27 protein-coding genes are annotated in these 25,970 nt (G+C 61.3%); 22 read left to right on the top strand and 5 right to left on the bottom strand.

Annotation, left to right across the window (positions count from 1 at the left end; all coding sequences use genetic code 11):
- The first annotated feature begins 2 nt into the window (after positions 1–2).
- The 17 genes from QQ658_RS11545 to QQ658_RS11465 all read left to right on the top strand — a co-directional run bounded on the left by QQ658_RS11545 (position 3) and on the right by QQ658_RS11465 (position 18,823).
- Positions 3–293, top strand: coding sequence for a EutN/CcmL family microcompartment protein (locus QQ658_RS11545; RefSeq protein ID WP_286024992.1), 291 nt, complete (start codon positions 3–5; stop codon positions 291–293).
- A gap of 247 nt (positions 294–540) precedes the next feature.
- A complete protein-coding gene (locus tag QQ658_RS11540) occupies positions 541–1,908 on the top strand; it encodes an ethanolamine ammonia-lyase subunit EutB (protein ID WP_286024991.1) in 1,368 nt (455 codons plus the stop codon).
- Between the two features lie 5 nt (positions 1,909–1,913).
- Positions 1,914–2,819, top strand: coding sequence for an ethanolamine ammonia-lyase subunit EutC (eutC, locus tag QQ658_RS11535; protein WP_286024990.1), 906 nt, complete (start codon positions 1,914–1,916; stop codon positions 2,817–2,819).
- A 17-nt stretch (positions 2,820–2,836) separates the two neighbouring features.
- Positions 2,837–3,493, top strand: a complete 657-nt coding sequence (gene eutL / locus QQ658_RS11530) for an ethanolamine utilization microcompartment protein EutL (protein ID WP_286024989.1) — start codon at positions 2,837–2,839, stop codon at positions 3,491–3,493.
- 29 nt (positions 3,494–3,522) lie between these two features.
- A complete protein-coding gene (locus tag QQ658_RS11525) occupies positions 3,523–5,049 on the top strand; it encodes an aldehyde dehydrogenase family protein (RefSeq protein WP_286024988.1) in 1,527 nt (508 codons plus the stop codon).
- A 325-nt stretch (positions 5,050–5,374) separates the two neighbouring features.
- Positions 5,375–5,653 carry a BMC domain-containing protein gene (locus tag QQ658_RS11520; RefSeq protein ID WP_286027106.1) on the top strand — a complete coding sequence of 93 codons (279 nt, stop codon included), beginning with the start codon at positions 5,375–5,377 and terminating at the stop codon, positions 5,651–5,653.
- A gap of 152 nt (positions 5,654–5,805) precedes the next feature.
- Positions 5,806–6,450: a cupin domain-containing protein gene (locus tag QQ658_RS11515; protein ID WP_286024987.1), complete on the top strand. Its 645-nt coding sequence runs from the start codon at positions 5,806–5,808 to the stop codon at positions 6,448–6,450.
- On the top strand, positions 6,447–7,241 hold the full coding sequence (locus QQ658_RS11510; protein ID WP_286024986.1) for a cobalamin adenosyltransferase family protein: 795 nt from the start codon (positions 6,447–6,449) through the stop codon (positions 7,239–7,241). The genes QQ658_RS11515 and QQ658_RS11510 overlap by 4 nt, the downstream gene beginning before the upstream one ends.
- Complete coding sequence (gene eutJ / locus QQ658_RS11505) at positions 7,241–8,077, top strand: ethanolamine utilization protein EutJ (protein WP_286024985.1); 837 nt, start codon at positions 7,241–7,243, stop codon at positions 8,075–8,077. The genes QQ658_RS11510 and eutJ overlap by 1 nt, the downstream gene beginning before the upstream one ends.
- Before the next feature lie 5 nt (positions 8,078–8,082).
- On the top strand, positions 8,083–8,712 hold the full coding sequence (locus tag QQ658_RS11500; RefSeq protein WP_286027105.1) for a hypothetical protein: 630 nt from the start codon (positions 8,083–8,085) through the stop codon (positions 8,710–8,712).
- 10 nt (positions 8,713–8,722) lie between these two features.
- Positions 8,723–9,076, top strand: coding sequence for a hypothetical protein (locus tag QQ658_RS11495; protein ID WP_286024984.1), 354 nt, complete (start codon positions 8,723–8,725; stop codon positions 9,074–9,076).
- Between the two features lie 10 nt (positions 9,077–9,086).
- Positions 9,087–11,147, top strand: coding sequence for a phosphate acetyltransferase (pta, locus tag QQ658_RS11490; protein WP_286024983.1), 2,061 nt, complete (start codon positions 9,087–9,089; stop codon positions 11,145–11,147).
- Positions 11,144–12,175, top strand: a complete 1,032-nt coding sequence (adhP, locus tag QQ658_RS11485; protein ID WP_353057925.1) for an alcohol dehydrogenase AdhP — start codon at positions 11,144–11,146, stop codon at positions 12,173–12,175. Before pta ends, adhP begins: the two co-directional genes overlap by 4 nt.
- A 3-nt stretch (positions 12,176–12,178) precedes the next feature.
- Entirely contained in the window at positions 12,179–13,609 is a 1,431-nt protein-coding gene (locus QQ658_RS11480; RefSeq protein ID WP_286024981.1) for an ethanolamine ammonia-lyase reactivating factor EutA, read from the top strand.
- 180 nt (positions 13,610–13,789) lie between these two features.
- Positions 13,790–14,470 carry a GntR family transcriptional regulator gene (locus QQ658_RS11475; RefSeq protein ID WP_286024980.1) on the top strand — a complete coding sequence of 227 codons (681 nt, stop codon included), beginning with the start codon at positions 13,790–13,792 and terminating at the stop codon, positions 14,468–14,470.
- A 283-nt stretch (positions 14,471–14,753) separates the two neighbouring features.
- Positions 14,754–16,055, top strand: a complete 1,302-nt coding sequence (locus QQ658_RS11470; RefSeq protein WP_286024979.1) for an HAD family hydrolase — start codon at positions 14,754–14,756, stop codon at positions 16,053–16,055.
- Between the two features lie 137 nt (positions 16,056–16,192).
- The gene (locus QQ658_RS11465) at positions 16,193–18,823 is read left to right on the top strand and encodes a sodium-translocating pyrophosphatase (protein ID WP_286024978.1); all 2,631 of its coding nucleotides are present in this window, start codon (positions 16,193–16,195) and stop codon (positions 18,821–18,823) included.
- Positions 18,824–18,917: 94 nt separating this feature from the next.
- Here QQ658_RS11465 and QQ658_RS11460 read toward each other — a convergent pair whose 3' ends face one another.
- Positions 18,918–19,757 (bottom strand): aldo/keto reductase, encoded by an 840-nt coding sequence (locus QQ658_RS11460; RefSeq protein ID WP_286024977.1) that lies wholly within the window; start codon positions 19,755–19,757, stop codon positions 18,918–18,920.
- 220 nt (positions 19,758–19,977) lie between these two features.
- Between QQ658_RS11460 and sp36 the strand changes: the two genes are divergently transcribed.
- Genes sp36 through QQ658_RS11440 form a run of 4 tightly spaced genes read left to right on the top strand, consistent with a single transcriptional unit; the run spans position 19,978 to position 21,918 of the window.
- Complete coding sequence (gene sp36 / locus QQ658_RS11455; RefSeq protein ID WP_286024976.1) at positions 19,978–20,160, top strand: Sp36 family protein; 183 nt, start codon at positions 19,978–19,980, stop codon at positions 20,158–20,160.
- Positions 20,160–20,618 carry a RidA family protein gene (locus QQ658_RS11450; RefSeq protein ID WP_286024975.1) on the top strand — a complete coding sequence of 153 codons (459 nt, stop codon included), beginning with the start codon at positions 20,160–20,162 and terminating at the stop codon, positions 20,616–20,618. Before sp36 ends, QQ658_RS11450 begins: the two co-directional genes overlap by 1 nt.
- Entirely contained in the window at positions 20,615–21,280 is a 666-nt protein-coding gene (gene nth, locus QQ658_RS11445; protein ID WP_286024974.1) for an endonuclease III, read from the top strand. The genes QQ658_RS11450 and nth overlap by 4 nt, the downstream gene beginning before the upstream one ends.
- Complete coding sequence (locus QQ658_RS11440) at positions 21,277–21,918, top strand: NUDIX hydrolase (protein ID WP_286024973.1); 642 nt, start codon at positions 21,277–21,279, stop codon at positions 21,916–21,918. The genes nth and QQ658_RS11440 overlap by 4 nt, the downstream gene beginning before the upstream one ends.
- 45 nt (positions 21,919–21,963) lie before the next feature.
- Here QQ658_RS11440 and QQ658_RS11435 read toward each other — a convergent pair whose 3' ends face one another.
- The gene (locus tag QQ658_RS11435; protein WP_286024972.1) at positions 21,964–22,482 is read right to left on the bottom strand and encodes a phage holin family protein; all 519 of its coding nucleotides are present in this window, start codon (positions 22,480–22,482) and stop codon (positions 21,964–21,966) included.
- 283 nt (positions 22,483–22,765) lie between these two features.
- On the opposite strand from QQ658_RS11435, the gene QQ658_RS11430 reads away from it, so the two are divergent.
- A complete protein-coding gene (locus QQ658_RS11430; protein ID WP_286024971.1) occupies positions 22,766–23,782 on the top strand; it encodes an EamA family transporter in 1,017 nt (338 codons plus the stop codon).
- A 51-nt stretch (positions 23,783–23,833) separates the two neighbouring features.
- Here QQ658_RS11430 and QQ658_RS11425 read toward each other — a convergent pair whose 3' ends face one another.
- The 3 genes from QQ658_RS11425 to QQ658_RS11415 are packed head-to-tail and all read right to left on the bottom strand — an operon-like array spanning position 23,834 to position 25,963.
- Positions 23,834–24,511 (bottom strand): thiamine phosphate synthase, encoded by a 678-nt coding sequence (locus QQ658_RS11425; RefSeq protein WP_286024970.1) that lies wholly within the window; start codon positions 24,509–24,511, stop codon positions 23,834–23,836.
- Between the two features lie 49 nt (positions 24,512–24,560).
- A complete protein-coding gene (thiM, locus tag QQ658_RS11420) occupies positions 24,561–25,382 on the bottom strand; it encodes a hydroxyethylthiazole kinase (RefSeq protein WP_286024969.1) in 822 nt (273 codons plus the stop codon).
- Positions 25,379–25,963, bottom strand: a complete 585-nt coding sequence (locus QQ658_RS11415; RefSeq protein ID WP_286024968.1) for an MFS transporter — start codon at positions 25,961–25,963, stop codon at positions 25,379–25,381. The genes thiM and QQ658_RS11415 overlap by 4 nt, the downstream gene beginning before the upstream one ends.
- Positions 25,964–25,970: the final 7 nt, after the last annotated feature.

The raw sequence follows: 25,970 nt of genomic DNA, 5'->3' as shown, positions 1-25,970 counted from the left end.
AGATGCGCATTGCTCGAGTCGTCGGATCGGCGGTGTCGACCATCAAGGTGGACACGTTGCGTGGCAATAAGTTGCTGGTAGTGCGAGAAACATCCGTCAATGATGAGCTTGAGGGTAAGCCATTCGTGGCGGTCGATGGCATTGGCGCGGGTGAGGGTGAACTGGTCTTGATCAGTGAAGGTAGTGCTGGGCGGCACACCGATCTGACTACCGACGCGCCCGTTGATGCCGTCATCATGGCGATCCTCGATTCTCTCGAGGTCGGCGGCGAAACCACTTTCAGAAAGAGCTGAACTCGTAAATCGGTCCCGAATAAGCGGGGGCCGAGACATGCCAAAGGGGCGGCAATCGAAATAAGGCAGCTGTGCAGATGCTTGGATAGATCGAGAAATTACAACCACGTCTATTCATGAAGTCTTCCACAAGATTTCGGGCGAATGAACAGACGCGCACCGGTGATCTATTTGCCGGTAAAGGGTATGGGAAACCCGCATAACAAGGGAGCATGACCGTGGATCATCGAAATCAGGGGGTGAAGTGATGTTGTTGCGGACGAAACTTTTCGGGCATACCTACGAGTTCGCTGACATCAAGGAATTGTTGGCGAAAGCCAATGAAGAAAAATCTGGTGACCAGCAGGCAGGCATCGCGGCGATCTCTGCCGCGGAGCGCGTTGCCGCACGTGAGGTGCTGGCGCAAGTCCCCTTGAGCGTGCTGCGTGAAAATCCGGTGGTGCCTTACGACGAGGACGAAGTCACCCGTGCGATCGATGATGCTCTCAACGAGACAATCTACAACGATATCAAGGGCTGGACGGTCGGCGACTTCCGCGAGTGGATCCTCTCCAACCACACCACCGGTGCAGATCTGCACCGGGTGAGTAACTCGTTGACAGGTGAGATGATTGCCGGTGTCACCAAATTGATGGGCAATCTCGATCTGATCGTTGGGGCGAAGAAGATCCGCAACGTCACCCATTGCCAGAACACGATGGGTCTGCCCGGCACCATTGGTTCCAGACTTCAGCCGAACCATCCGACCGACTCGGTCGAGGGCATCCAGGCAGCCACTTACGAAGGCCTTTCTTACGGCTCGGGTGACTCGGTCATCGGCATCAACCCGTCCGACGACACAGTCGGCTCGGTGAGCCGACTGCTCGAGATGACCTACAACGTCATTCAAAAGTGGCAGGTTCCGACCCAGAACTGTGTACTGGCTCACGTCACCACGCAGATGGAATGTCTGCGGCAGGGAGCTCCGGCAGGTCTGATCTTCCAGTCCATCGCAGGCTCGCAGAAGGCCATGGAGAGCTTCGGCATTTCTGTCGGACTGCTCGACGAGGCTTATGGTCTGGCAAAAAGGTACTGCTGGACCTCGGGCCCGAATTACATGTACTTCGAAACCGGCCAAGGATCGGCATTGTCCGCCGATGCGCACAATGGTGGCGATCAGCTAGTGCTTGAAGCTCGCAACTACGCAATCGCCCGCCGTTGGCATCCCTACCAGGTGAATACCGTGGTCGGCTTCATCGGTCCAGAGTATCTGTATGACTCGGTGCAGATCATCCGCGCCGGCCTCGAGGACCACTTCATGGGCAAACTCGCGGGCATCTCGATGGGTTGTGACGTCTGCTACACCAATCACGCGAGATCCGACCAGAACAGTAACGACAATCTTGCCGTGCTGCTTGCCGCTGCCGGCATCAACTTCATCATGGGCATTCCGATGGGGGACGACGCGATGCTGAGCTATCAAACGACCAGCTTCCACGATGCTCCGGCTATCAGGCAGGCACTCGACATGAGCCCACTGCCCGAGTTCGAGAAGTGGATGGAAGAGATGGGGTTGTGGGCGAATGGACGGCTCACTGACAAGGCCGGCGACGCGTCCATCTTCCTGCAGAGGTGAATGAGATGAGCCAGAGTATTGAGGAAATCGTTGCCCGCGTCCTGGCGGAACTGAAGACCGAGGGCCTCGAGCCCCATGACGCGGCCACCGCGCCCCAGACCTCCAAGGTGTCGAACGAGGGCGGCGATCTGGTTATCGACCTCGCGGACCCCACGTTGGAGGGCCCACGTCACGCAATGCTGGTCGACGATCCCGCCGATCCCGAGGGCCTGCGTGATCTGATGGATTCGACCAGCGCCCGGTTGGGGGTTGGTCGCGCGGGTCCTCGTCCGAAGACCCAGACCATGCTGCTCTTCCAGGCCGACCATGGTGTCACTCAGGACGCGATCTACGGTGTGGTGACCGACGAGGTCAAAGACAAGTTCAACCTTTTCACGGTGCACACTCGTGTCGATGACCGCGCCGAGTATCTGCTGCGTCCCGATCTCGGCCGGTTGCTCAGCGATGAGGCCAAGCAGGAACTGAACGAGAAGTGCGTGAAGTCTCCGGACGTGCAGATCTGCGTCGCCGATGGTCTGTCGGCCGCTGCCATCGACAACAACCTGGGTGATATCTACCCGGTTATCGAGCAGGGCTTGAAGTCTGCAGGCCTCAGCATGGGCACTCCGTTCTTCATCGAGAACGCGCGCGTGGGGGTCATGAATGATATCAACGCGATCATCAAGGCGAAGGTCTTGATCTTGCTGATCGGTGAGCGTCCGGGTCTAGGCATCGCGGACGCGATGAGCGCCTATATGGGCTTCGATCCGCAGCCGGGTAAATCAGATGCCGATCGGGATCTGATTTGCATGATCACCACCCATGGTGGCACCAATCCACTCGAGGCGGGCGCGTACATCGTGGAGTTCATCAAGCGCATGATCCAGTATTCAGCTTCGGGCGTGAAGCTGCGCGAAGTTGCTGGCAGCTAGGAAAGGAAGGGTAAGGAATGGGGATTCTCGATCCTGTAAAGCCGTCAATCCTGGCGGTGCGGATCATTCCGAATGTGGACCGTGGCTTTGCTGAAAAGCTTGGCCTGAATGCTGATCAGCGCTCGGTGGGTTTGATTACCTGTGATATCGATGATTCGCTATATGTATCGCTCGACGAGGCAACCAAGTTTGCCGAAGTCGACGTGGTCTATGCCAAGAGCTTCTACGCCGGTTCCGGATATCCGTCTGGCCCGCTCTCTGGTGAGATCATCGGCATGCTGGCAGGTCCCACGCCGGCAGAAGTGCGTTCCGGCGTGGACGCCTGTGTGTCCTTCTGCGAGGAGGAGGCCTGGTTCTACGCGGCCGATGAGGCAGGGGAGTTGACCTTCTTCCCGCACTTGATCAGCAGCACCGGTTCGTACCTGTCAAAGGAGGCAGGCATCAATCGAGGCGAGGCGCTTGCCTACCTGATCGCGCCACCTCTCGAGTCGGCCTATGCACTCGATCTCGCTATGAAGGCCGCCGATGTGTCGATGCAGGTGTATTTCGAGCCACCGAGCGAGACGAACTTCTCCGGTGGTCTATTGACTGGGTCACAGTCTGCATGCCGGGCTGCCTGTGCAGCATTCCAGGATGCCGTACTTGACGTCGCGGCCACTCCGAAGAAGTTCTGATCCGCAACCATCTGTCAAGGAGTGAATTGATGAGTCAGACAATGGACGCCGACCTGCGTTCGGTTCAGCAGGCGCGTGACTTGGCCGTTGGGGCACGGGAAGCCATGCGTTCGTTCCAGTTCGCGTCGCAGCAGCAGGTCGACAAGATCTGCGAAGCGATGGTAGCTGCGGTGATGAGGGAGGCGGGGCGTTTGGGCCAGCTGGCCCATGACGAGACCGGTTTCGGGTATCCGGCGCACAAGAAGTTGAAGAACGAATTTGCAGCGCAAGGCGTGTGGGATTCGATCAAGGATATTCCGACCTGTGGCGTGCTGCGTCACGACGAGGTCAACAAGGTCGTCGAGATTGGCTGGCCGGTCGGCGTGATCGTAGCGTTGACGCCATCGACCAACCCGACCTCGACGGCAATCTTCAAGATCCTGATCGGCGTGAAGGCACGCAATGCTGTGATCGTGGCACCGCATCCGTCCGCCCAGAAGTGCACAGCCGAGGCCGTGCGGGTGATGGCGGAGGCGGGCGAGGCTGCGGGGCTGCCGAAGGGCATGATCGGTTGTCTCACCGAACTGACCATCGAGGGCACGACCGAGCTGATGAGCCATCGAGCGACTTCGATGATTTTGGCGACCGGTGGGCCGGGCATGGTCAAGGCGGCGCACAGCCAAGGCAAGCCGGCCATCGGTGTCGGGCCCGGCAACGTTCCGGTCTATGTCGATCGTTCGGCGCATATCGTGCGGGCGGCTCAAATGATTGTTGAATCGAAGTCGTTCGATTGCTCGACCATCTGTGCCACCGAGCAATGCGTCGTCGCTGATCGTCCGATCGCCGATCGGTTGAAGGCCGAGATGCAGGCCCGTGGTGCCTACTTCATGTCCAAGGCAGAAGCCGACAAGCTGGCTGCCATCATGTTCCGTCCCAATGGCATGATGCTGGCGCAGTACGTGGGCCGTACCCCCCAGGTGCTGGCGAAGGCGGCAGGCTTCAGCGTTCCGGATTCGGCTCGGATCTTGGTCGCCGAGCTCGACGGAGTCGGCCCTAAGTATCCGCTGTCGCGCGAGAAGCTCACTTCGGTGCTCGGATTCATGGTTGCCGATGGCTGGCGGGCCGGCTGTGAGCGGGCCATCCAGCTGCTGGAGTTCGGCGGCGAGGGGCACTCGGTGGCGATCCATTCTCGAGACGAGGAGGCGATCTTGGCGTTCGGTGTCGAGAAGCCCGCCTTCCGGGTCCTGGTGAATACCTGGGGCTCCTTGGGTGGTGTCGGTTTCACCACCGGTATTCGCCCATCCATGACCTTGGCTCCCGGCGGCATCGGCGGTTCGGTGATCTCCGGAAACGTGACCGTCGAGCACGTGCTGAACGTGAAGCGAGTTGCTTACCACAAGAACCAGGTTCCCGAGGTGGCACGTGCCCACGGTGGCATTCTCGAGAACGTTGACTCCGAGGTTCGTGAAGACGATCCGGTTTCGGTGCCGACGTCGACGTCCGGTAAGGGAGCGGATGCAGATGCGGCGCTCGTGGAGAAGGTCGTTCGCCAGATCCTCACCGAACTTCACAAGTGAGGCCCGCAGGAGGTAGTAGATGAGCGAGACTCAGAGTAAGCAGGTCGCGCGAACTCGCAGAGTTCGGGCAGCCGGAGTGAACTCCGCCGCCGAGCCGAACCCTCGGAGCGCGACCAGCGGTAAGGTCTCTGCAGTCGGCGAGGCCTTACCGACGGTGACCGAGACGGCGGTGGACACCGTCGACGAGGCCGCCGTGGAATCAACCAAGACAACTGAACAGGCTAATGAAGATCGAGCCGAGACAACCGTCACGGTTCCTGAACCCGCAACTATTGAAAACAAAGCAGCAAACACTAGAAGGAGTACTTCCATGGCTGATATCAACATGATCGCGCTCGGAATGGTCGAGACCAAGGGTCTCATCGGTTCCATCGAGGCCGCCGATGCGATGGTGAAGGCCGCCAACGTCAAGCTGATCGGCAAGGAGCAGATCGGCGCCGCTTACGTGACCGTGATGGTGCGTGGCGATGTCGGCGCCGTGAAGGCAGCAACGGACGCCGGCGCTGCCGCGGCCGCTCGTGTAGGCGAGTTGATCTCGGTCCACGTGATCCCGCGTCCGCACGGTGATGTCGAACTCATCTTGCCGCATCGTTCGGCTGAGTGATCTTTGTCTGGGCGCGACGAAAAACTAGCGATATTCAGCGGTAGTTCTTTTGAACGCCCCTAACGGACGCCCGGGGCGCCGCAGCCCGAATCGACGGACTGCGGCAATGCTCCGGTGAGTATTCGACTGCTTATCTTCGAAAGTGATGCATTATGGCCAAGATCGTTATCACAGCTGATCAAGTGCGCGAGGCTTGCGCCAGTGGCGCACTCGACGTTCCTGTGGATGCTCTCGTCACTCCGTTGGCAAAGGACGTAGCTGCCGAATTGGGCGTGACGATCACCCAATCGGGAGCGGCCGCGTCTCCGCAATCGTCCGGGCAGATCTCAAGTCAGGCACCGGCGGCTGCCGGCGACCTGTCCGATCGCGTTCGGGCCATAGTGACATCGTTGTTGGGTTCGGGTGGGGGTGGCTTTGCCGCCCCCACCGTGGCCCGCCGTCCGGTCAAGCTCTCGAGCTACCGGGACGCGCCGATGTCGGTGTTCCCCTATCCGGGACCTCCCGCAGGCATGGAGGTCAAGACCGGGGACGTTGTAACCGGGAACGATGGCGCGCCAATGGCCGCCGGGTATATGACCCTCACGAAGGGTGACTTTCCGTGGACATTGACCTACGACGAAATACAGATCGTTCTTGAAGGCGAATTGCGTCTGGGTGGTGACGCCGGCAACAAGGTCGGACACCCCGGAGATGTCTTTTACGTGCCGAAGGGCTCGTCGATCACTTTTGGCACCCCGAACTGGACGAAGTTTATTTACGTGACGTTCCCCGCGGAGTGGGAAGACCAGATCGGATGATCGTCACCGAAGCTGATCTTCGTGACCAACTTCGGCGTCCATCGATGGGTGCCGAGGTCACGGTTCCGGCGGGGGCCCGTCTTTCGCCGTCAGCGGCCGATTTCGTCAAACAGTGGGCCTTGGTGATGGTTGACTCGAATGGCATGGCCGCCGGTGCGCAGCATGCCGCTACGGAGCCAGGCAGCGCCAACGATCAGGATCACGAGTGGGACAGAGCCTCGGTGTTTCCGGTGAACTTCGCAGGCGAACTGCCCACCTGCATGACCTGCGGTACTCCGCTGAAGCACAAGCCCTCCGAGATGACTCAGTTGGACGCGCATCATTTTGCATTGAAGACTCATCCGCGAATCAAGCTGCGCGGGGAGGTCGACTCCTTGCACGCGCTCGTGCTGTTGACTCAGCGGATGGCCAAACTTGAGGGCGACAGCAAGCTGGTCCGCGACCTGGGCACGGTCGCGGCCTATTGCCGTGAACTCACGTCGGCCGAATACAACGAGCGGCCGGTCGCGCAGCTGGAACTGGCCGACTGGGATGCCGAGCGTATTCATCAAGCGACCCACGATCCGAAGGGCACTCTGGGTATTGAGCACCTCACGATTGACGAGGACGAGCCCGAACTGCAGCACTGGCTGAATATGGCGCGTACCAAGTCGCGCGAGATCGAGATCACGGCCATGGAGGCATTCGGATCTCCTGCACCCGAGTGGGGTGCGACGATCTGTCATGCATTCAATCGGCTGTCGAGCACCTTCTACTTCTTGCAGTTGCGAATGAAGGCGGGTCTCGAGTAATGAGCCCGACCATTGAACAGACGATGCGCCGGGCGGCCTCCGTGCTGGCGAAGCCAAGACGTATTGATCCGGCGTTGCCGATCAAGGTCGGGGTTGATCTCGGGACCGCATTCACGGTGATCGTGATAACCGACGAGCGTGGCAAGCCACTGGCGGCGGCCAACACTTTCGCCGACGTGGTGCGTGACGGCATCGTCTGGGATTTCGCCGGTGCAATGGAAGTTGTCCGGGATCTCAAGACTCATCTCGAGCAGGTTACTGGACGCACTCTCAGCGCCGGATCCGTGACTATTCCCCCCGACGTATCGCTCAGCGATAGTCGCGCCCACCATTATGTGTTGGAGGGTGTCGGTATCGAATGCGCCGATGTCGTCGACGAACCGACCGCGGCCAACGCTGTACTCGGTGTGAAGAACGGGGCCGTGGTCGACGTGGGCGGCGGCACAACCGGCGTAGCGATCATTCGTGACGGCGAAGTCATCGCTACCACCGATGAGCCGAGTGGCGGCACGCACATGTCGCTGGTCATTTCGGGCGCCTTCAAGATCCCGTTTGCCGATGCTGAGGCGCGCAAGGTCGACGTCGGCCAGCAGCAGATGCTGCTGCCGGTGGTGCGTCCGACCATGCAAAAGATCGCCAGTATCGTGCGCGACGCGATTGCGGGCCACGGCGTGGAGAAGATACATATGGTCGGCGGCACCAGCGCGTTCTATGGATTCGCTGAGATCATGGAGCAGGTTACCGGCGTCCCGAGCCGGGTCGCACCCGAACCGATGCTCGTTACTCCTCTTGGCGTGGCTCAATGGGCCAGGCCGATCATTGAAGAGGGGATGTGAACGCGATGGCCATGAATGTGGGCAGCTATCAGCTACGGGCCTTCTGCCATCTCGATCGTCTCCAGCCGCAATTCGCCGGATTTGTCGGCAAGATCGCCAGCGGTGCGCCACCGGTTGAAGGCATGAGCAGTCTGTATGTCGAAATGGCCCCGGGTAACTGGGTGTTCCAGGTCATGGACAAGGTGTTGAAATCAGCAGATGTCCTACCGGGAGCGCAAGATGTCGAACGTCAGTTCGGCATGTTCGAAGTGCACTCGATGTCTCAGGCCGATGTGATCCGCGCAGGTGAGGTGGTACTCGACTGCCTCGATTTGCCCATCGAGTCGAGAGTAGCCCCGAAGATCGTCTCCGAGCAGATCATCACCAATGTGCATCCGTCCCAGGCACAGGTAATGAATCGTCTGCAGATGGGGACGATGATCGAGGGTGGTCAGACGGTGTTGATCATGGAGATTGAGCCCGCGGCCTACGTCACCATCGCGGCCAATGAAGCCGAAAAGGCCGCTCCAGTTTTCCTCAATCAAATGAATGTCCTTGGTATGTACGGACGCATGTGGATGTCCGGCACCGAGTCGGACATCCACGCAGCGCGGGAGGGCGCTGCCCAGGCAATCAACTCCATCGTCGGTCAGTAAGGGAGCGCTCATGTCACGCCATGTCATCACCGCCACGACAATCAGCGAACTGTTGAACGAGGGCACGACGTGCCTGCAGCTTGCGCCGGGCGACATCATCACCGCGCTGGCCGCCGAGGAAGCGCAGAGCAAAGGGGTGCGGGTTATTCCTGCTGCCAACAAGCCGCGCGGGAATGATAGTGGAGTTTCGCCGCAGCCTCATACTCAATCGGCGACCACTCCGCGTCCCTCCGAGGTAGCCCAGGCACTGTCGGTGGAGGATCACTCGGACAACACGCATTCTGACGTGCGGAAGGCGGTCATCGCAGCCTTGGGTCATGCCCCCGAAGGGCTGGACCAGATCATCTCCAAGGTCATGAAGTAGGGCTGCTGCCGTGACGAGCGAATATGGACGGCCTGCCGTCTACCTGTGTCCGACTGAGCATTGCCCGCACCTGTTGCAGATGGCCATCGGCCTGCTTCCCGAACTAGCCGGGCGCTTCGGCGCCGTTGGAGTCTTTAGGCCGATTATCGCAGAGCCGCCCACTGACCCGGTGCTGGACGAAACCATGCGGCAGGCGGGCACGCGTTCAGCGATCCGGCACTGGGGGGCAAGTGCCGACGAAGTACTACATAACCCCGCTGATGTAATGGCGCAGATCATCGAGCGATACGCAGAGTGCGCCGCCCAGTACGATGCGTTGCTGGTGTTGGGCAGCGAATATGATTGCTCGTTGGCTCCCATTGAGCTTTCCTGGAACACCCGCATCTCGGCCAACATCGATGTTCCGATGATTTTGGTGGTGCCGTCGCACGGTGGCGCGCAGCAGACCGTCCGGCGTGCCGAGGTAGCCATCGACGAAGCGACCCGCAACTTCGCACAGGTTCTTGCGGTCATCACCCCCCGCTCCCGAGGCCAGCAACTCGAAGTTTCGGAGTTATCCGAGATCGCCGTCCCGGCATTTGTGGTGGACGAAGTGACGAGCGCGTCGACCGGGCTGACCGGTGCTTTGGATGAGTTGGAAGCACGCGTGGTCGCAGGCACCGAGGACCTATCTGCCTTGCAAACCGGCAAACTGCTCGTCGCCGACATGGGATTGCGCCATCTGCTACCCGAATTGGAGTCCGATTCGACCGTCGTGTTTTCAGCAGACCGTAGCGAGATCGGCTTGGGGATGCTGATCGGCGGCGCGTCCGGTCAGTTCAGCAAACCCGCCGGGGCTGTGGCTGTCGGACCATGGCCGCTGGCGGATGAAGTTTGCGCCTTGTGGAACAAACTGAATCCGAACGCTCCTCTGCTCCGCTCACCGAAGTTGATGGAGCAGGTCTACCGAGTGGTCACCGAACGAAACCAGGTGCCCACGCAATTGAGTGCCGTGGAGCAAGCCGAGGCTCGTAGTGTTGTTGCCTCACAGGTGAATATGGCGCTCCTGTTCGATGCCGCTCGCCCGCTCGGACGCGAAGACATCGTCACGCCGCTGATGTTCGAGCACCGACTGTTGGAGCAGGCTCGCAAGGCCGACCAACACATCGTTTTGCCCGAGGGTGCCGAGGAACGGATATTACGTGCGGCCGCCCGCCTGCTCGCCGAGCGGATCTGCCGATTGACCCTGCTCGGGAACCCCGAAGCCATCAAGCAGATGGCGTCCGATCTGGGGCTCAGCATCGCCGGCGCACAGATCATCGATCCCGAGACGAGTGAACTGCGCGAGAAGTTCGCGGCGCAGTACGCCCAGCTGCGGGCAAAGAAGGGTATCAGCCTGGAGCAGGCCCGTGAGCGGGTCGGTGATGGCAGCTACTTCGGCACCATGATGGTGCTCGAAGGCTTGGCCGATGGCATGGTCTCCGGATCGGTCAATACCACCGCGCACACGATTCGTCCCGCCCTTGAAATGATCAAGACGAAGCCGGGTGTCTCGGTCGTGTCGTCGGTCTTCTTGATGTGTCTGGCGGACCGGGTACTTGTCTTTGGTGACTGCGCGGTGAACCCGAATCCAACGCCTGAGCAGGTGGCCGATATAGCAATAACATCAGCTGCCACTGCGAAGCAGTTCGGTGTGGATCCCAGGGTCGCGATGCTGTCGTACTCGACCGGCAGTTCAGGCAAGGGCCCCGATGTTGATCAGACGATCGAGGCAACAAGGATCGTCAGGGAGCGGGCACCCGAACTCGTCGTCGACGGCCCGCTGCAGTATGACGCGGCGGTTGATGCGGCGGTTGCAAACACCAAGATGCCCGACTCTCCGGTGGCAGGTAAGGCAACCGTGATGATCTTCCCGGATCTGCAGACCGGCAACACAACCTACAAGGCCGTACAGCGCAGTTCAGGGGCGCTGGCCATCGGGCCCGTGCTGCAAGGACTCAACAAGCCGGTCAACGATCTGTCGCGCGGAGCCTTGGTATCAGACATCGTCAACACGGTCGCTATCACCGCTATTCAAGCCGGATTGGAATGATGATGGAGAAGACGATGCGAGCTGCTGTTGTCACGCAGTTCCGTCAGCCGCTAGAGGTCCGAGAGGTGCCAGTGCCGCGACCCGGACGCGGCCAGATTCTGATCCGGGTGCACGCTTGCGGCGTCTGCCATACCGATTTGCACGCTGTCAATGGTGACTGGCCGGACAAGCCGCCGCTGCCGCGTATTCCCGGGCATGAGGTCATCGGGGAAATCGTTGAGGTTGGCGAAGGCGTCGACTACCTGAACGTCGGTGAGCGGGTAGGAGTGCCCTGGTTACATTGGGCTTGCGGAACCTGTGAGCAATGCCTGTCGGGCTGGGAGACTTTGTGCACACAGCAGCAGCGAACCGGCTACGAAGTCGATGGTGGCTTCGCTGAATACATGGTCGCGTCCGGCCACTTCGCCACCAAGATCCCGGTTGGCATCGACGATCTCACGGCCGCGCCATTGGTTTGCGCCGGCCTGACCGTCTATAAAGGCCTGATGATGACCAGCGCTGACCCGGGCGATTGGGTGATCATCTCGGGCATCGGCGGGCTGGGACATCTCGCGGTGCAGTACGGAAAGGCAATGGGCTTCCAAGTCATCGCCGTCGATATCGAGGACGAGAAGCTGGACTTGGCGTCCAAGCTGGGTGCGGCGATGACGGTCAATCCACGTAACACCGATCCGGTTGGCTATCTGCAACGCCAGATCGGCGGCGCGCATGCCGCACTGGTGACAGCGGTTTCGCCGCCGGCATTCGGGCAGGCAGTCGGTATGATGCGCCCGGGCGGCACTGTCGTGCTCAACGGGCTCCCGCCGGGAGATTTCCCGTTATCGATCTACGACATGGTGATGCGCGCGATCACGTTGCGCGGGTCCATCGTCGGTACCCGTTTCGATCTGGGTCGGGCCCTGCACCTGGCCGCGCAGGAGAAGATCATTCCGACCGTGCATACCGCGAAGCTGGACGACATCAACGAGGTCTTGGAGAACATGCAAACGTCGTCGCTTCCAGGCCGCACCGTTCTCGAGTTGGGCTGAATCATGGCTGAGCAGATACTCAGCGTAGGTATCGATGTGGGGACGTCCACGACGGAGGTGGTCTTCAGCCGATTGACCATCGAAAATACCGCCAGTGCCTTCTCGGTCCCGCGTATCTCGATCGTCGCGAAAGAAGTCATCTATCGAAGCCAGATCTATCTGACGCCCCTTGTCAGGCCAGATCTGATGGATGTGGACGCGTTGCGGGCCATCGTCGAAGCCGAGTACCAGGCGGCGCAGGTGCAGCCGGGTGAGGTCAATACCGGCGCCGCCATCATCACTGGCGAGACGGCTCGCGCCGATAACGCCGAGCAGGTGCTGCACGCACTGAGCGAACTAGCCGGCGACTTCGTGGTGGCAACTGCCGGTCCGGCACTCGAATCGGTGCTGGCGGCTCGTGGCGTCGGCATCGACTCTTGGTCCAAGGAGCATCGTGGCATCGTCGCGAACCTCGATATTGGCGGCGGCACCACCAATATCGCTGCTTACAAGTCGGGACGGCTACTGGGGGCGTCGTGCCTCGACATCGGGGGACGGCTTGTTCGGGTCATTGACGGCAAGATCAGCTATCTGTCGCATCAGATCAAGCGCTTGGCCGAAGCATCTGACATCCCGCTGGCAGTCGGAGATACCGCCGATCCCGCACGGCTGCAGACCTTGACGAGGGTGATGGCACGGCAGCTTGCGATGGGGCTCGGCTTGGTGCATCCGGATGCGACTCATGCTTCGATGTATACCAACGCCGGGCGTGCCTTGAACTCGGAGATCGCGCCGGGCACGATCAGCTTTTCCGGTGGCGTGGCAGATCTCATTGATGCCGATCGTGCTCTGAATCCCTTCAGGTATGGCGACATCGGGCCGCTGCTGGGTGCGGCGATCGCCGATGACAGCGCATTCAGATTGGTCGAGCGGTTTCATGGTGCCGAGACGATCGGCGCGACCGTCGTTGGTGCGGGAGTGCACACGACCGAGATCAGCGGTTCCACGATCGAATATGCGCGGGACCTGCTTCCCATGCAGAATGTGCCCATTCTTCGGATCAGTGACGAGGACGCGGCTGATCCCATCCGGCTTGCGGCGACCATCAAGGCTGAACTCGCGATGTTGAATCCTGATGACCCCAGTCAGAGCGTCGCCGTGGCTTTCAGCGGATATGACATCGACTCGTTCACGGCCGTCCAGGAGACGGCCGATGCGATCATCTCCGGCGCAGACGTGGTGCTGAGCGGCCCGTACCCGCTTGTCATCGTGCTCGAGAACGACCGAGCGATGGTGCTCGGCCAGGCGCTCAAGGTGAAACGCGGACGTAGCGATGATGTCGTCTGCATCGACAGCATCTTTACCGGGCTGGGCGACTATATCGACATCGGTGTGCCGGTAGGGGCCGGGCAAGCGGTGCCTGTGGTCGTGAAGACTTTGGTGTTCAACGATTGAACATCAGAATCGTGTGTGCGGCTCGTGGTTTGTCGCCCGAGTTGGCTTCGGTCGCGGCTCTCAATTGGCGATCATGCAGCGACAAACATTGTCTGGCGTCGGGCTCTCTTTCGTTTGCAGGAAGACCGTGCCGCATTGGCTCAATCGTCGTAAAGCAACTACTGACCATAGGATTAGCTCATGGAGCTGGCGAAACTTGGGCTGAGCAAACGGATGGGCGATCAAGTCTTCGATGCGATTCGGGATGCCATCATGAACGGTGATCTTCCCGGTGGTCAACGGCTTCAAATCCGTCAGGTCGCTGAACAGTTGGGCACGAGCGTGATGCCTGTGCGAGAGGCGATCAGACGGCTGGAATCGACCGGGCTTGTGGAGTCTCAGCCGTACCGGGGTGCCGTCGTAAAGGACTTTACGACCATCGAACTTCTTGATGTTTACGCGGTGCTTCGACTACTTGAAGCTGAGGCAGCTGCCTTGGGAGCAAGCCATGCGTCGGTCGAGGATGTGCAGCGTTCACGTGAATTGCTTCACAAGATGGAGCACTCGTTGGCCGACAAACGTGCAATTGACTATCTCGACGAGGACGAAGAATGTCTCGCTGTCATCTATTCGGCGGCCGGTAACCCTTTCCTTGTGGAGACTATCAAGCAGGTGTGGCAGCGCTGCCGCTCTTACAAAATACTTGGCGCGCGGCGAGCAATCAGCGCGGAAATCGATTCTGACCTACTTTCTTATAGGGAGCGCCTCGTCGATGCCGCCCAGGCGCAGGATGCCGAGATGGCGGCTGAAGCTACTCGAGGGTCGTTGGATGCGGCCACGACGCTCATTCAGACCGCTCTCGCCGCAGCTGCCCGGAAGTGACAAGGATCCAAAGCCCGCATCCGTCGGTTTACGCTTACTGCGTCTCGTCCCGATGTCCTGGTTGTCTCTTGCATGGTGGGCCCACGCATGCCTTAATGCTCGGTTGCAGCGGCCCCGGTCTGGTGCCTTTCCAATACTGCACCTAGTCGAATTGGGGGACGATCACGAAGCTGCAGGTCAACGACAGGCCGACCGCCGCGCATTCGTTATGCTTGATAACGTTGGCCGAACGGCCACCCCAGCACCGTGGATGGGGTGCATCAACAATGAGGAGCAGACCTTGATGTCGCGACCCTTTCCCCTGATCACCACCGTCGCTCTGGGACTTGCGCTCGGCTTGTCCGCTTGTGGCGCCTCATCGACGCCATCTATGCCGGGCGACAGCGCGAGTGACGTCACCGAGACCAGCGCGAGTGCATGTGATCTCGTTGCCACCGACCCCGATTGGTACGCCGATAATCTCGATCGCATAAACGAGATGATCACCGAGCTCGGCGACTGCGGGAGCTCCGGAGACGCCGATGGAGCCCCATTGGCGCTCTTCGACTGGGACAACACGGTGGTCAAGAACGATATAGGCGATGCACAGACGTTCTGGATGATCGCCAACGGTAAGGTGAAACAGCCCGCCGGAAGCGACTGGGCAACGGTGAGCAGCTATTTCACCGATGACGCCGTGAGTGCTCTCAACACGGCCTGTGGCGCCGTCGCGCAGCCCGGGGAGACCTTGCCAACCGACACCGAGGCAGGCTTGGCATGCGCCGATGAGATCATCGAGGTCTATTCCGAAGGTGAGACGACCGGCGACAAAGAGGCGTTCCAGGATTTCAATGCCAGACGAATGGAACCGAACTACCCCATGGCAGCCCAGCTGTTGGCCGGATACACCCAGGACGAAATCAAGGAGTTTGCCGGACAGGCACGTGATCAGAATATCAACGCGGACGAAGGGACCGAGCAAAAGGTCGGGTCTCACGAAGTGACGGGCTGGGTTCGCTACTACGACGAGATCACCAACCTGATCGAGGTACTGAACGCCCACGGGTTTGATGTGCGAATCATCTCGGCGTCGGCCGCGCCTGTCGCCGAGGCCTGGGGAGAATCGCTTGGATTCACTCCCGAGAAGGTGATGGGTGTGATGACCCAGGAGATTGACGGTAAGTGGAGTTCAACTATCGCGCCGTGCGGTGGCGATGACGCGTCCATTCCCTACATCGAGGGCAAACGATGCCGGGTGAACGAAGAGGTCTTCGGTATCACCGGCGCGGCAGCCTTCGAGCCTGCTCCGCAGGATCAGCGCCAGGTCTTCGGGGCGGGCGACTCCGACACCGACGTGACCTTCCTGTCCGATGCGACCTACCTACGGCTGGCCATCAATAGGAACAAGACCGAACTGATGTGCAACGCCTACGCGAATTCTGACGGCAAGTGGATGGTCAACCCGATGTTCATCGATCCGAAGAACCAACAGGACGAACCCTACGAATGCTCAACCAAGGGACGCATCGAGCCCGACGGTTCGACGTCTCCCTTGATGGATGCCGACGGCAACGTCGTTCCTGATCAGGAGGACACGGTCTTCTAGCAATTCGGCGATCAAGGACCTGGTGCAACGTCTCAGCAGGGGACGCGTATTCTTGTTACCCGAAAGTCGCGGTTCGGGGCACAGTAGCGTCCGGGCCGTCCGTAGTAGCCATTGCTCAGAGGGGAGCCATGATGGCCATGAGCCAGTTTGGCAACAACGCCGTATCTCGTCCACCATCCGCCCAGCGGCGCGGCGCGAGAAGGACGCTCGGGATACTCGGGCTTGGGGCCGTCGGCTTACTGGCCGGTTGTTCGGCAGGTGGCAGCCAATCCGAGGGTGTGCACGGCGGCGAGGCCAGCCTTGTTTTGCCCGACCTGTCGTCCGTATCGTTTTTCGGAGTGCAGGGCAACCATCTGCTGATGTTCGGCCAACTGGTTTGTTTGGCAGGCCTGCTGTTCGGAGTGCTGACCTACAACAAGCTGCGTAATTTGCCGGTGCATGAATCGATGCGCGAGATCAGCGAGCTGATCTATCAGACCTGTAAGACCTATCTGGTGCAGCAGGGCAGGTTCCTCGTGGTTTTGTGGTTGTTCATCGGTGCGGTCATTTTGCTGTATTACAAGGCGTTGGTCGGTTTCTCCTGGGGTCGGGTGGCTGTCATTTTGGCTTTCAGCTTGATCGGGATGGCCGGTAGTTTCGGAGTGGCCTGGTACGGCATCCGAGTGAATACCTTCGCTAATTCGAGGACGAGTTTCGCGGCTTTGCGCGGCAAGCCGTATCCCGCACATGCCATCCCGATGCAGTCGGGAATGAGTGTCGGGATGGTGCTGATCAGCGTGGAGTTGTTGATGATGCTCGTCATCATGCTTTTCCTGCCGGCGAACATTGCGGGCTCCTGCTTCATCGGGTTCGCGATCGGTGAGTCTTTGGGCGCGTCTGCACTGCGTATTGCGGGAGGCATTTTCACGAAGATCGCCGATATCGGCGCGGATTTGATGAAGATCGTTTTTCATATCAAGGAGGACGACGCACGTAATCCGGGCGTGATCGCTGATTGCACGGGTGACAATGCGGGTGATTCGGTGGGCCCGTCTGCCGATGGCTTCGAAACCTACGGGGTGACCGGTGTCGCGTTGATCACGTTCATTCTGCTGGCCGTCGATGACCCGATGGTGCAGGTTCAGTTGCTGGTGTGGATCTTCACGATTCGTATCGTCATGGTGATTGCCTCCTTCGTGTCGTATGCCATCAACTCGGCGATCACGAAGGCGCGCTACCAGGATTCGGCCGAGATGGATTTCGAGGCGCCGTTGACCCAGCTGGTGTGGCTGACCAGCATCGTGTCAATCGTGCTCACCTATCTGACCAGCTTCGCGATGATCTCGAATCTGGACGACGGCATGTGGTGGAAACTCGCCACGATCATCTCGTTCGGCACGCTGGCCGGCGCGTTGATTCCGGAGTTGGTGAAGGCGTTCACTTCGGTGAAGAGCCGTCATGTGAGAGAGGTCGTGGTCAGCGCCCAGCAAGGCGGAGCGTCCCTCGACATCTTGTCCGGGTTGGTGGCCGGCAACTTCTCGGCGTTCTGGCTGGGTGCTGCGATTCTCGGGCTGATGGGTGGCGCGTTCTTCGTCAGCACGCTCGGGCTGGGTGCGCTGATGCTGGCGCCGGCGGTGTTCGCGTTCGGTCTGGTGGCGTTCGGGTTCTTGGGTATGGGCCCGGTGACGATTGCCGTCGACTCGTATGGTCCGGTGACCGACAACGCGCAAAGCGTGTATGAATTGTCGACGATTGAAGAGATCGACGGTATCGAAGCCGAGATCGAGCATGATTTCGGCTTCACCGTGCAGTGGGACAACGCCAAACGCTATCTCGAAGAAAACGACGGTGCCGGAAACACGTTCAAGGCGACCGCGAAGCCGGTTTTGATCGGCACGGCCGTGGTCGGCGCCACCACGATGATTTTCTCCATCATCATGAGCCTGACCGAAGGATTGCAGAATGGTGTGGAGAATCTCTCGCTGATTCATGCCCCGTTCTTGCTCGGATTGATCGCGGGCGGGGCGGTCATTTATTGGTTCTCCGGAGCGTCCACCCAGGCCGTCACCACCGGCGCCTATCGGGCGGTCGAATTCATCAAGAAGAACATCAAGCTCGACGGCGTCACCAAAGCATCGGCCGACGATTCGAAACGAGTGGTGGAAATCTGCACCCGCTACGCGCAGCGCGGCATGCTGAACATTTTCCTGGGCGTTTTCTTCGCCACGCTGGCATTCGCGTTCGTCGAACCGTATCTGTTCATCGGCTACCTGATTTCGCTGGCATTGTTCGGTCTCTATCAGGCCATCTTCATGGCGAACGCCGGCGGTGCTTGGGACAACGCGAAGAAACTCGTCGAGGTCGATTTGGACGCAAAGGGAACCGAATTACACGATGCGTCGGTCGTGGGTGACACCGTGGGTGATCCCTTCAAGGACACCTCGTCGGTATCGCTCAACCCGATCATCAAGTTCAGCACCCTGTTCGGACTGCTGGCAGTCGAACTGGCGGTCTCGATTTCGTCGGCCGGCAGCGGCCTGCTGACCCACATCCTCGCGGCAGTGTTCTTCGTGATCGCCATCTACTTCATCTGGCGGTCGTTCTACGGCATGCGGATCGGCCACGACCTGGGCGACGTCAAACAAGAACTCGCCGGTGACTCCCAATCGGTTGACGCCGGGCGTCCTGTTGACCTTCCGGCGGCACAACCCAAACCACGATACGGTCACCCGGAGAACTTCGGTCACGAAGTCGTACCCGGCACCGAACTCCAAGGATCACACTCGTAGCATCCTGAACCCGAAGCAGGCGGCGATCCTGGGATCGTTCCCGGCGGTCGCCGCCCGCAACGAGTGGTAGTCGCGCGCTTCAGCTGTGGCGCACTCACCACTCTTCGTGGACGTTTGCGTCCCAGGCCTTGTCCTCGCCGAGATCGACGGTCGCCAGGTCGGTCATCTCCTGGTCGCTCAGTTCGAAGCCGAAGAGGTCGGCGTTGCGGTGCCAACGTTCCCGGTTCTTGGACGCGGGGATCACCACGATGCCCTGCTGAACCGCCCAGCGCAGCACGACCTGTGAGACATCGACGCCGTGGCGCTCGGCGATGGTCTGCACGATGATCTGGTCCATCGCGTGTTCCTGGTTGCCCAGCGGACGCCAGGCCTCCGCGACGATTCCCCGTTCGGCCAAGAAGGCGCGGACCTCGGTGCGGGCCAGGGCGGGGGAGAGCTGAATCTGGTTGACGACCGGCCAGACCCCGCTGGCCTGATAGAGCTCCTCGAGTTGATGCGGCAAGAAGTTCGAGACCCCGACGTGCTTGACGAGCCCTTCGGATTGCAGTTCCAGCATTTCCTGCCAGGTTTCGGTGGCGAGCCCCCGCGACGGGTTGGGCCAGTGGATCAGCAGCATGTCGACATAGTCGGTGTTGAGCTTGCGCAGCGAATCCTCGAGCCCGTGCCGGGTGAGCTCGCGTCCCTGATCGACGCCTGCCACTTTGGTCGTGACGAAAATCTCGTCGCGCGGCACACCGGACCGGCGGATCGCCTCGCCCACGGCGACCTCATTGGCATATTGCGCTGCGGTGTCGAGCAGCCGGTAGCCGTCCTTGATGCACTCGGCCAGCAGATTGGCCAGCTCGTTTCCCTTGGTAAACAGGGTCCCGGTGCCGACCAGAGGTATGGAGCCTCCGTCGAGCAGCGGGACTGTGGGAATGGTGATCTGTTCCATGAATCCACTCTGGCACGGTATGGCGTCCGGGCGCGAGGGACTCCCGAACAGCGAATGTGCCGAAAGCGAATCAGACCACCCCGCACAAGGCGGCGCCGGCCGCGGTCGAAGCGACTACATTCCGCTGAAGAATGGCAGCGGCCGCCGCGCCGAAGAAGGAAAACCGGCCGCCCGGTCGAGGATCGATACGGGCCTGCCGACACCCGATAACCTTGGAGACATGAGTGATGCATCGCAGCCAACCAAGTGGGAGTACTTCGTCGCCCCCGTCCTGAGCCATGTCGCCCAGCAGATTCTCAACAACTTCGGCCAGGACGGCTGGGAGCTCGTCCAGCTTGCCCCCGGCCCCAACCCGGACTCGCTGGTCGGCTACTTCAAGCGTCCGCTCGTCCAGGAGGCATGATGAGCGCCAGCCAGCGATTGGACGACCTGGGCATCGAACTGCCGGCCACCCCGGCACCTTTGGGTGCCTATGCCCCGGCCAAGACCGTCGGGACGCAGGTCTTCACCAGTGGTCAGCTGCCGATCGAGGCCGACGGCGAGGTGGTGACCGGGCGTCTCGGTGCCGATCTCGGTGTGGACGACGGCAAGCGTGCGGCCAGGGCGGCGATCTTGCGTGCATTGTCCGCTGTGGTTTCGGTCGCCGGCAGCCTGGACGCGATCCGCGAGGTCGTGCGGGTGTGTGTCTTCGTGAATTCAGATCCCGGGTTCACCGACCAGGCGCTGGTGGCCAACGGTGCGTCCGAGCTGCTCATCGAGATTTTCGGAGAAGAAGGACGCCACGTGCGCAGTGCTGTCGGCGTGGCAGTGCTGCCGGCCAACGCGGCCGTGGAGGTCGAATTGGTGGTCGAGGCTGCGTGAACGCCGAACCCGAGGACGTCTTCGGGTTACTGCATGCGACCTATCCGGACGCACGCTGTGAACTCGACTTCACGGGTCCTTTCCAGTTGCTCGTGGCGACCGTGCTGTCTGCACAGTCGACCGATGTCGGGGTGAACAAGGTCACGCCCGTGCTTTTCAAGCGCTGGCCGACTCCTCGCGCCCTCGCCGAAGCCGATCGTGCCGCGGTCGAGGAGGTCATTCGTCCGACCGGGTTTTTCCGCAACAAGGCCGCGTCCATTCAGGGCCTGGCCATGATGATCACCGACGATTTCGACGGCAAGGTTCCGGTCGAGATCGAAGACCTGGTGAAGCTGCCCGGAGTCGGACGCAAGACCGCCAATGTGGTGCGAGGCCACGCCTTCGAGCTACCCGCGATCACCTCGGACACGCATGTCATGCGCGTCTCGAAACGGCTCGGCTGGACGGCATCGTCCAAACCCGAGGTCGTCGAGAAAGACATTCAGCGGCTTTTCGATCCGAAGCTGTGGACGAAGGTCAGCGACACCCTGATCTTCCATGGACGCCGCTGTTGCCATGCCAAGAGGCCCGCCTGCGGGGCATGCCCGGTGGCTGAATTGTGTCCGAGCTTCGGTGCGGGGCCCACCGATCCCGATGTCGCAAAAGCGTTGGTGAAGTCGTGAACGGACAGTTCGACGACTTGGCGTTGAAGCTGCATGATCCCGAACTACCCGACCTGCTCACTCCCGAACGCAGGCCGCACGGCCGGGCCCGGGCAGCGGTGCTGATCCTGCTGTCCGAAACTCACGACCCCGACCTGGTGTTCACCGAACGCGCCACCGGATTGCGCAAACACGCCGGTCAGATCTCCTTCCCCGGCGGTTCCTATGAGCCCGGCGATGCCGATGCTCCCGCGACGGCGCTGCGTGAAACTCAGGAAGAAGTCGGTCTACCGCCCGACAAGGTGAAATTGCTGGGACGCCTACCGGTCACCAGGCTGCCGGTCTCCAGCTTCGATGTCGCACCGGTGGTGGGCACCTGGAGCGGCCATGATCCGATCGAGATCACCAGTCCGGACGAAGTTGCGTCCATTCAGCGCTGGACAGTTTCGCAACTTTCCGACCCCGGCAACCGGGTGACGGCCCGCCATCCGGGTGGGCACACCGGACCGGCGTGGGTCTTCGGCGATTTCTTTTTGTGGGGCTTCACGGCGTACTTGACCGATGCTCTGCTGCGCCTGGGTGGTTGGACGCAGCCATGGGACGAACAGCGTCTGGTCGATGTGCCCAAACGGTTTATGCGCGACCGGCTGCCTCGCTAGCCCGATCCAGGTCTGGCCTGAATTGCGGAACCGGCTTGAGGGCCCTTAGGCGGCCGCCCAATCGTCCGGCTGCTGGGATTCGTCCAGGCGAGCGGCCGAGGTGATGGAGATCGCGTCGCTCGGCCCTGTGGAGTTCTTGGCGTCGGCACTGCCGCGTCCGATCGCCTCGGACACCGCGCCGATGCTGGCCTTGGCCTCAGCGATGGTTGCTTCGGGTGCTTTGACCTTGCTGACCTGGCTCTTGCCGAACAGCGCCAGCGCCGCAACGATCAGCAGGCAGAGGACCGCCATGGTGAGGAATCCGAACATGAGCGCGGTGAGCTCGTTGCGGTTGGCGATCTCGTGGAAGAACATCGACAGCGCGAATCCGCCCGTCAACATCAGCAGAAAGAGCGCCGTCAGCGCGACCACCAGGGCTGCGATGAATGAGCCTGCTCCAATGCCGCCATGCTTGGCTGCAGGCTTCAGTTCCGCCATCGCCAAGTCCTTGATCTGGCTCAGCATGGTCGGCACGGTGGTCTTTAGCACCTGGATGTAATCGGCGATGCCTGGGCGATCGGCCATTGTCAGTCCCTTCGTCAACTGGCCGTCATACTATCCGGACATTTACGGCCAGTCCCCAGCCTAGTGCTGTGATCACGCGCGCGAGCAAAGGATCTCCAAGAATGTTGAGCGCGAATCCGTGGCTGGGGGCGAACACAGATCAGCCGCTTCTGGTCACGGCCCGAAGTCGGGAGACCAGCTGAATGGGGCGGAGAACTGCAGATCACAACCGATGATCGAACACGGCGAAACAGCCCGGTGGCAACCGAAGCCGAGTTGTTAACTCATCGGACGCTCTCGTAGCGTGGTCACTGTGCGTCCCCATGACCCGAGCTTTGGCATCGGCCTGTCCATCGCCTTGTTGTCGTCGTTTTGTTTCGGTATGGCAGGAACGCTTGCCGCAGGCTTGTTGCAGGTCGGCTGGTCGCCTCTCGGCATTGTGATACCGAGGGTAGGCATCGGCTCATTGGCCATGCTCGGACCGGCGATCATTGCTCTCAAAGGACGCTGGCATATCGTCCGCGAAAACTGGAAACTCATGGTCGGATATGGACTGTTCGCGATCGTGATGCCGCAAATCGGGCATTTCAATGCCGTGCAATATGTTCAAGTCAGCCAGGGGCTGCTGATTCAGTTTCTGGCGCCCATCGCGATCGTCATCTGGTTGTGGATTCGTCGGGGCGAGCGTCCCTCGATACGCACGGTGCTCGGTTCTTTGGTTGCGATCGGCGGCCTGCTGCTGGTGCTCGAGGTCTTCGCAGGTGGCGCCGCTTTCGACATCCGGGGTGTCGCCTGGTCGATATTCGCGATGGTCGGCAATGCTGCCTATTTCGTTTTTTCCGCAGAGAACCGGATCGGACTGCCACCCATCGTGCTTGCTGCGGGCGGGACGACGGTAGCAACGCTGGGGCTCGGTGTGGTCGCGGTCATCGGGCTTCTGCCGTTCGAGACATCAACCGCTCCGGCGAACTATGTGGGTATCGATGTGCCCTGGTGGTTGCCGATCGTCGCGCTCGGGGTGCTCAGCTCCGGCATGTCCTATGTGACCGGAATCATGGGCGGCAGGCTGCTCGGCGCCAGGTTGTCGTCCTTCGTCGGCTTGGCCGAGGTGCTGTTCGCCACGATCCTCGCGGCCGTACTGGTGGCGCAACTGCCAGCCATCGGGCAGATGGTCGGCGCCGTGCTGGTGCTGGCCGGGGTGATTCTGGTCAAGCTCGGGGAGAGTCCTGCTGCCGAGGGCATCGCGGATGCCGGGAAGGATTTCGGCGCGGAGGCATTGCCGCCGACCCGGCGGGCACGCGGGGCAAGGGCCGAGCAGTAAGAACCGCAACCTTCGTTCTTCCGAACCGCGGGCGCCTCTACCAGGCTTTGTCTACTGGTGTTGCCGCCTGTCAGCAGCCGGAAACCCGCTCAGGACGTTCCGGACAACTGCGCCGGGGTCGGACGCGGCCATGATCGCGCGGACGAGCGCCACGCCGGCGATACCTGTCGCTGCCAGCGCCGGCACATCTGCCGGCTGCACATCGCCGATCGCCACGATCGGCAGGCTGGTCGCCTCCACCAAGGGGCGATAGCCTGCCATGCCCAAGGGCGTGCGTCCGGAATCTTTGGTGGGCGTCGGACGAAAGGGCCCGGCCCCGACGTAGTCGATCACGTCGGCGAGTTTGTCTGCTGCCCGCACCAGTTCGAGGGTGCCGGTGGTCATTCCGATGATCGCGTTCGGGCCGAGCATCGCGCGGGCATCGCGTGCCGGCAGGTCATCTTGTCCCAGGTGGACGCCATGCACCGCCGCGCCCGAACGCATCGCGGCGTAAGCGACATCGGCCCGGTCGTCCACCACTACCTTGGTGTGCGGATTCGCCGCGTGCACGGCATCGGCCGTGTCCACCGTGAGGTCGAGCAATTCCCTGGCAGTGATGTCCTTCGCACGTACCTGAATCATGCCGGCGCCACCAGCGGCTGCCTGGGCGGCCACCTCGACGGTCCGGCGATCGGTACCCGAGGTGACCAGATAGCAGCGCAGGTCGAAATTCGCGGAGTGGTTCGGCATCGGCGGCCTTTCTCGGAGGATTTGTGGTTATTCGCGGACAGGGGATTTTCTACGGGATTGGCGCTGCGAGCGCCGCTGCCTGCTCGCCGACCTCGTCCAGCGCATCGAGCAGCGCCGCGCGGAAGGTACCCGGGCGCGGGGCTCGGGCGGCGGCGATCTCACCCGCGATATTCATCCAGATCGTGGCTGCCAGCGCTGCCTGTAGGTGATCACCGGTAACGGCAACGCAGGCGGCGGTGAGGCCGCCCAGCAGGCAACCGGTGCCGGTCACCCGCGACAGCAGCGGATCGCCTCGGTGCACGTGCCGGTCGTCACGGCCATCGGTGACCAGATCGACCGCACCGGACACCGCGACCACCCCGCCTGTTCGTGCGGCGACCTGGTGGGCGGCCTCGGTCACCTGCAGGGCCTGGGTACCGATGCTCGCGTCTGCCCCGCGCCCGCCTTCGCCGCCGGTCAACGCCACGATCTCGGACGCGTTGCCGCGCACCACGGCGGGCCGGGAATCGAGGAGTCGCCTTGCCAGCGGCGTGCGTACCGGGGCGGTTCCGATGGCGGTCGGGTCGAGCACCCACGGCCGCCGGTCGCGCAGCGCAACCTCGACGGTGGCCGGAATCCCGGTCATGGCATCGGTGCTGAGGGTTCCCAGGTTGATCAGCAGGGCGTCGGCGATGGTGTCGACTGTGGGTGCCTCCTCGAGAGTCTCGGTCATCACCGGACGCACACCGGCGGCGAGCAGACCGTCAGCGACGATGCCCATCGATACGGCAGCGGTGATGCAATGCACCAATGTGCTTCGCTGACGCACCTGCGCGATGATCTGTGCGACCGATCCCAGATCGGCGTCGTTCGCCAAGTCCAGAGAACTCATCGGGTGGCTCCCATAGCAACGCTGTCGATGTCCGCTTCGATGTCTGCAGAGCTCAACTTCGGCCCCATCAGTGCACCGACGGTGACCAGGATTCCACCGACGGCCACCAGGCCCATGATCGCCGGATGCGATCCGAAGACGCCCTCCAGCAACGGAAGATAGAAGGGATAGAGGGCGGGGATGATCAGCGAGAGGCTGTATCCCATGCCGTATCCCGTCGAGCGCACCTCGGTCGGGAAGCGCTCCGACAAATAGCAGGCGATCGGGCCGTAGGCGGCGACGGTCGCCACCTGCAAGGCGGCCGCGAGCAAGGCGGCGCGTCCGAGGCTGTGCGAGTTCACGGCCGCCCACCACAAGAACGGACCGAGCACCGCTGAACTGATTCCCCAAGTCACCAGCAGATTGCGGCGTCCGGTGAAGGTCGACAGATGGCCTGCTACCGCCATCGCAATGGCCTGCGCGAACGAGGCAATACCCATTGCCACCGACACCTGGGTGGCGGGCAACCCGGCGTCCGACGCGAGGCGCGCCGTCAACAAGATCACCGTGGTGTTGGTGAGCAGCCACAGACCGGTCATCATGGTGAAG

The sequence above is a fragment of the Propionimicrobium sp. PCR01-08-3 genome (genome assembly GCF_030286045.1).
In the GTDB taxonomy this organism is placed as follows: domain Bacteria; phylum Actinomycetota; class Actinomycetes; order Propionibacteriales; family Propionibacteriaceae; genus Brooklawnia.
The sequence above is the reverse complement of the archived record's forward strand: the minus strand, read 5'-3'. Positions and strand labels throughout refer to the sequence as shown.

What these genes read in the sequence shown, in the direction of transcription:
- QQ658_RS11545 (WP_286024992.1), top strand. Translation starts at nt 3, where the DNA reads ATGCGCATTGCTCGAGTCGTCGGATCGGCGGTGTCGACCATCAAGGTG.
- QQ658_RS11540 (WP_286024991.1), top strand. Translation starts at nt 541, where the DNA reads ATGTTGTTGCGGACGAAACTTTTCGGGCATACCTACGAGTTCGCTGAC.
- eutC (WP_286024990.1), top strand. Translation starts at nt 1,914, where the DNA reads ATGAGCCAGAGTATTGAGGAAATCGTTGCCCGCGTCCTGGCGGAACTG.
- eutL (WP_286024989.1), top strand. Translation starts at nt 2,837, where the DNA reads ATGGGGATTCTCGATCCTGTAAAGCCGTCAATCCTGGCGGTGCGGATC.
- QQ658_RS11525 (WP_286024988.1), top strand. Translation starts at nt 3,523, where the DNA reads ATGAGTCAGACAATGGACGCCGACCTGCGTTCGGTTCAGCAGGCGCGT.
- QQ658_RS11520 (WP_286027106.1), top strand. Translation starts at nt 5,375, where the DNA reads ATGATCGCGCTCGGAATGGTCGAGACCAAGGGTCTCATCGGTTCCATC.
- QQ658_RS11515 (WP_286024987.1), top strand. Translation starts at nt 5,806, where the DNA reads ATGGCCAAGATCGTTATCACAGCTGATCAAGTGCGCGAGGCTTGCGCC.
- QQ658_RS11510 (WP_286024986.1), top strand. Translation starts at nt 6,447, where the DNA reads ATGATCGTCACCGAAGCTGATCTTCGTGACCAACTTCGGCGTCCATCG.
- eutJ (WP_286024985.1), top strand. Translation starts at nt 7,241, where the DNA reads ATGAGCCCGACCATTGAACAGACGATGCGCCGGGCGGCCTCCGTGCTG.
- QQ658_RS11500 (WP_286027105.1), top strand. Translation starts at nt 8,083, where the DNA reads ATGGCCATGAATGTGGGCAGCTATCAGCTACGGGCCTTCTGCCATCTC.
- QQ658_RS11495 (WP_286024984.1), top strand. Translation starts at nt 8,723, where the DNA reads ATGTCACGCCATGTCATCACCGCCACGACAATCAGCGAACTGTTGAAC.
- adhP (WP_353057925.1), top strand. Translation starts at nt 11,144, where the DNA reads ATGATGATGGAGAAGACGATGCGAGCTGCTGTTGTCACGCAGTTCCGT.
- QQ658_RS11480 (WP_286024981.1), top strand. Translation starts at nt 12,179, where the DNA reads ATGGCTGAGCAGATACTCAGCGTAGGTATCGATGTGGGGACGTCCACG.
- QQ658_RS11475 (WP_286024980.1), top strand. Translation starts at nt 13,790, where the DNA reads ATGGAGCTGGCGAAACTTGGGCTGAGCAAACGGATGGGCGATCAAGTC.
- QQ658_RS11470 (WP_286024979.1), top strand. Translation starts at nt 14,754, where the DNA reads ATGTCGCGACCCTTTCCCCTGATCACCACCGTCGCTCTGGGACTTGCG.
- QQ658_RS11465 (WP_286024978.1), top strand. Translation starts at nt 16,193, where the DNA reads ATGAGCCAGTTTGGCAACAACGCCGTATCTCGTCCACCATCCGCCCAG.
- QQ658_RS11460 (WP_286024977.1), bottom strand. Translation starts at nt 19,757, where the DNA reads ATGGAACAGATCACCATTCCCACAGTCCCGCTGCTCGACGGAGGCTCC.
- sp36 (WP_286024976.1), top strand. Translation starts at nt 19,978, where the DNA reads ATGAGTGATGCATCGCAGCCAACCAAGTGGGAGTACTTCGTCGCCCCC.
- QQ658_RS11450 (WP_286024975.1), top strand. Translation starts at nt 20,160, where the DNA reads ATGAGCGCCAGCCAGCGATTGGACGACCTGGGCATCGAACTGCCGGCC.
- QQ658_RS11435 (WP_286024972.1), bottom strand. Translation starts at nt 22,482, where the DNA reads ATGGCCGATCGCCCAGGCATCGCCGATTACATCCAGGTGCTAAAGACC.
- QQ658_RS11425 (WP_286024970.1), bottom strand. Translation starts at nt 24,511, where the DNA reads ATGCCGAACCACTCCGCGAATTTCGACCTGCGCTGCTATCTGGTCACC.
- thiM (WP_286024969.1), bottom strand. Translation starts at nt 25,382, where the DNA reads ATGAGTTCTCTGGACTTGGCGAACGACGCCGATCTGGGATCGGTCGCA.
- QQ658_RS11415 (WP_286024968.1), bottom strand. Translation starts at nt 25,963, where the DNA reads ATGATGACCGGTCTGTGGCTGCTCACCAACACCACGGTGATCTTGTTG.